Source organism: Kitasatospora sp. NPDC127116 (genome assembly GCF_042677365.1).
Taxonomy (GTDB): domain Bacteria; phylum Actinomycetota; class Actinomycetes; order Streptomycetales; family Streptomycetaceae; genus Kitasatospora; species Kitasatospora lactacystinica.
The window spans coordinates 1-4,295 of the sequence record NZ_JBHXTL010000263.1; the positions used below are offsets into that span (position 1 = coordinate 1).

A 4,295-nucleotide genomic window follows, 5' to 3' on the forward strand; every position below is an offset into this window, starting at 1 on the left:
CGCCTGGTGTGGGCGACGGCCCGGCGCAGCCCGAGCGAGGTCGAGCAGGCGGCGGGGCCGGGCCGGTAGTCGGCCAGGCCCGGGGCGTGCGGCCCGCCGTCCAGGGCCACCACGACGTTGCGGGCGAGCAGCTCGGCCTGGGCGAAGGCGTGCTGGGCGTTGGGGGCGCAGGGCGCTCCGTCCGCGTTCGGGTCCGGCACGGCGGCGCAGTCGCCGGCCGCCCAGACGCCGGGCAGGGCGCGTCCGTCCGGGCCGACGGCCTGCAGGGTCGCCAGACATCGCACCCGGCCGAGGGTGTCCAGCGGCAGGTCGGTCTCGCGCAGCAGCGGGGCCGGCCGGACGCCCGCCGTCCAGACCAGGGTGCGGGCGCCGAAGCGGCTGCCGTCGGAGAGCACCACGACCCGGTCGGCGACGGACTCCAGGGTGGTGTGCAGCCGGATGTCCACGCCGCGCTCGCGCAGCTCGCCGAGGGTGTGCGCGGCCAGTTCGGGCGACTCCTCGGCGAGGATCCGGCCGGTCGCCTCGACCAGGACCCAGTGCAGGTCCTCGGCGCGGACGTTGTGGTAGCCGCGCACGGCGGTGCGGGTCATGTCCTCCAGTTCGGCGAGCGCGCCGACGCCCGCGTAGCCGGCGCCGACGAAGACGAAGGTGAGCGCCGACTGGCGCAGCGCCGGGTCGCGGGTGGCGGAGGCGAGGTCGAGCTGCTCCAGGACGTGGTTGCGCAGGCCCACCGCCTCGCCGACGGTGGAGAAGCCGAGGCCGTGTTCCGCGAGGCCGGGCACCGGTGCCGTGCGGGAGACCGAGCCGGGGGCCACCACCAGGACGTCGTAGGGCAGTTCGACCGGTGCGGGGGTCTCGCCGGGGCCGGCGGCGTCGGCCAGGGCGCGTCGGGCGGCGTGTTCGATCCGGGTGATCCGGGCGGTGAGCACCCGGCAGTCCGGCAGGACCCGGCGCAGTGGGACCACCACGTGTCTCGGGTCGATCGAGCCGGCCGCCACCTCGGCCAGCAGCGGGTGGTAGGTGAAGTAGGCCTGGGGCTCGACGACGGTGATCTCCACCTCTCCGCGCCGCAGCCGTTCCCGCAGGGCGCGCTGGAGGTGGAGTGCGGCGGCCGTTCCGGCGCAGCCGCCGCCGGCGATCAGGATTCTGATGGTGCGCCTCCTGCCGATGCGACGTTTCGTCCCGGCCGCCCCGCGGCCGGGGGTGTCCCCCCATCACGCCCCCTATGAAGGACCGGCGGGGGTCGTCTTGTCCACAGTCCGTACGGGGCTGGTTGCGACACGAGTGACCGTCGTGGCCAGTTGTGCTTACTGGGCGACTTTCTGACGCACTTTCGGCCTCGGAGAGTGGTGAACTATGGTCGGATTGTGTACCGGGGCGGCCGTCGCCATGACAATCGGCGGCGACGCACCGTGGAGCGGCCACTACGGCCAGTTCCAGCGTTGGCGTGAGAACCCGACTGGGGGACAGTCATCCGGGGAAGGGTAGTTCCCGGACAGGGCCCCGGACGGTGCCGACGCGCCGAGCCGGACGTGGACCCGGCACGGCGGCACGACCGTGGTCACCGGAACGGGACGGGCGGCACGAGCAATGGGTCATCGGGTCATTTCTGACGGGCTGAGCTGCACCGGGGGGTGCAGGGGCGGGCGACGACAGGGTCCGGTTTCGGACGCCTGCGGGGGAGAGTTGGGATGATGGATCAGGAGCAGGTGTTGGGGCGGGTGGGTGCACCACAGGCCGGACCGGGCACGGTCCCGGAGCAGCGCGGCCCGGTGGACCTGCCGCCGCAGAGCGGGTCGGCGTACTCGGCGGTCGCGTACCGGGCCGAGCCCGCGCCGGCCGCGGTGCCGGTGCCCGGGGCCAGGTTGCGGGTCGACGCCCGGCGGAACCTGGAGAGCGTGCTGCGGGCGGCCCGCGAGGTGTTCGGCGAGTTCGGCTACGGCGCGCCGATGGAGGAGGTCGCACGCCGGGCCGGGGTCGGGGTCGGCACCGTCTACCGGCGCTTCCCGAGCAAGGAGGTGCTGGTCCAGCGGATCGCCGCCGAGGAGGTGGCGTGGCTGACCGCGCAGGCGCGGGAGTCGCTGTACGGCGGTGACGGCGCCTGGGAGGCGCTGGCCGGCTACCTGGCCCGCGCGGTGTCCACCGGTGCCGGGCGGCTGCTGCCGCCGGAGGCGTTCCGGTACGCGGAGGAACTGGGCCGGGTGCCCGAGCAGCGGGCGCCGGAACCGCCCGCGGCGGTCCGCTTCGACCTGCGCGGCGAGGAGGCCCGCTCCGGCGGGGTGGTCGAGCCGTCGGCGGCCGACGCCGATCCCCGGCTGCTGCTCCAGCTGCTGGCCGCCCTGGTGGCGCGGGCCGGTGCGGCGGGCGAACTGCGTCCGGGCGTCACGGTGTCGGACGTGGTGCTGGTGCTGACGGCCTCGGTGCCGGTGCACGCGGCCCGTCCGTCGGTCTCGGCGCAGGCGGCCGGCGGTTTCTCGCCGATTTCTCCGCAGACGGACGGTCAACCGACCGCCGGCCCCTCGGACCGGCTGCTGCAGATCCTGCTGGACGGCCTGCGGGAGCGCTGATACCCGGGCCGACCGGTCCGCCACGCCCGGCGGGTACGGGAGTTGGAGGGAGGACCGGCGCGCGGCCCGGATGCGCGCGCCGGGTGCGGGAGTCGCACACCCCACCGCCGCACGCTGGGCGAACACCCCCGCGACGGCCCCTCGGAGGAGTGGAAGGCGGTTGGTCCGGCTTCCGCCGGTCCCTGCGCTATGCCATCCTTTGCCCGTGGTTGGAGCCAATGTCCCGATGCGCGCCGTTCGCGCGCCGTCGGCGCCGTACGTCGGGGAACCGTGCGCCTGCGCACTCCCGCGCGCCCTGCCACACTACGGGGGCTGTCGTGGAATCTGGGGTCCGTTGTGAGCGCCGAGGAACAGAACGACTACGGGTACGGCCTCGACTTCGGAGGCCTCTCCGGTGATCCCGACGAGGGGCCCTGCAGTCTGAACGGCGTCGGCGGGTCGGCCCAAGTGCCGGGCGCCGCAGCGGCTTCGGCCGCCGGACACGTCCCCGACCAGGCCGGGATGCCCAGCCGCGAGACGCTCTCCGCCTCCGCCGCCGCGCTGCCCCCGGGCCGGGTGCCCGGGCAGGCCCCGGCGGGCCGGGGCGGCGTCGCCCCCGAGGCGTTCGTCGGCGACCCCTTCACCGGCGACGGCCGCACCGCCCGGCCGACCGTGCCCGCCCCCGCCGACCCGGTGGACGGCGAGCGCCCCGCCTCCGACGCCGACTTGACCGCCCGGGTGCGGGCCGGCGACGACACCGCCTACGAGGAGATCTACCGCCGGCACGCCGACTCGGTGCGCCGGTACGCGCGCACCTGCTGCCGGGACAACTTCACCGCCGAGGACCTCGCGGGCGAGGTGTTCGCCCGCACCCTGCAGGCGCTGCGGGCGGGCAAGGGCCCCGAGTTCGCCGTCCGCGCCTACCTGCTGACCGCCGTGCGCAACGTCGCCGCCGCCTGGCACCGCAGCGAACGCCGCGAGCAACTCGTCGACGACTTCGCCGTGTTCGCGCAGACCTCGGCCGCCGTGGTCGACTTCGACCTCGCCGACCCGGGCGCCGACGCCTGGGCGATGGCGATGGCCGACCAGCGGATGGTCATGCAGGCCTACGCCGAACTGCCCGAGGACGACCGGATGGTGCTCTGGCACACCGAGGTCGAGCGGGAGTCCCCGAAGACCGTCGCGGTGATGCTCGGCAAGACCGCCAACGCCACCGCCGTCCAGGCCCACCGGGCCCGCGACCGGCTCGCCGCCGCGTTCCTCCAGGCGCACGTCTCGGGCAGCCAGGACAGCGGTTGCGAGGCCTACGCCAACCGGCTCGGGGCGTACGCGCGGGGCTCGCTGCGCAAGCGGGCCTCGGCGGAGGTCGGCCGGCACCTCAAGGAGTGCGACCGCTGCACGGCCGCCTGCCTGGAACTGACCGAGATCAACACCGGGCTGCGCGCCCTGCTGCCCGGCGGCGTGCTCGTCTGGATCGGCGTCGGCGGCTTCGGCGCCGCCGCGGCCGCCGTGGGCGGAGCCGCCGCCGTCGGCGGAGCGGCAGCCGCCGGGACGGCCGCCGCCTCCGGGTCCTCGGGGGCCGCCGCGGGTGCGGCCGCCGCCGGTTCGTCCGGTGCGGCCTCCGGCGGGGCGGGAGCCGCCGCGGCCGGCGAGGGCCTGGGCACCGCCGCCAAGGCCGGGATCGCCGCCGCCATCGCGGTGGCCGCGGCCGCCGTCGCCGCGTACGCACTCACCGGCGCGCCCGAGCCG

The 4,295-nt window shown here is 76.1% G+C and carries 3 protein-coding genes; 2 read left to right on the forward strand and 1 reads right to left on the reverse strand.

The window, feature by feature from the left end:
• Positions 1-1,169, reverse strand: a 1,169-nt coding sequence (locus ACFVHV_RS43325; protein ID WP_380359324.1) for an NAD(P)/FAD-dependent oxidoreductase, incomplete at its 3' end; no start/stop codon positions are given.
• Between the two features lie 522 nt (positions 1,170-1,691).
• Between ACFVHV_RS43325 and ACFVHV_RS43330 the strand changes: the two genes are divergently transcribed.
• Together ACFVHV_RS43330 and ACFVHV_RS43335 are read left to right on the forward strand one after the other, a co-directional pair.
• Positions 1,692-2,567: a helix-turn-helix domain-containing protein gene (locus ACFVHV_RS43330; protein WP_359915441.1), complete on the forward strand. Its 876-nt coding sequence runs from the start codon at positions 1,692-1,694 to the stop codon at positions 2,565-2,567.
• A gap of 336 nt (positions 2,568-2,903) precedes the next feature.
• The coding region (locus ACFVHV_RS43335; RefSeq protein ID WP_380359321.1) for a sigma-70 family RNA polymerase sigma factor at positions 2,904-4,295 on the forward strand (1,392 nt) is incomplete at its 3' end.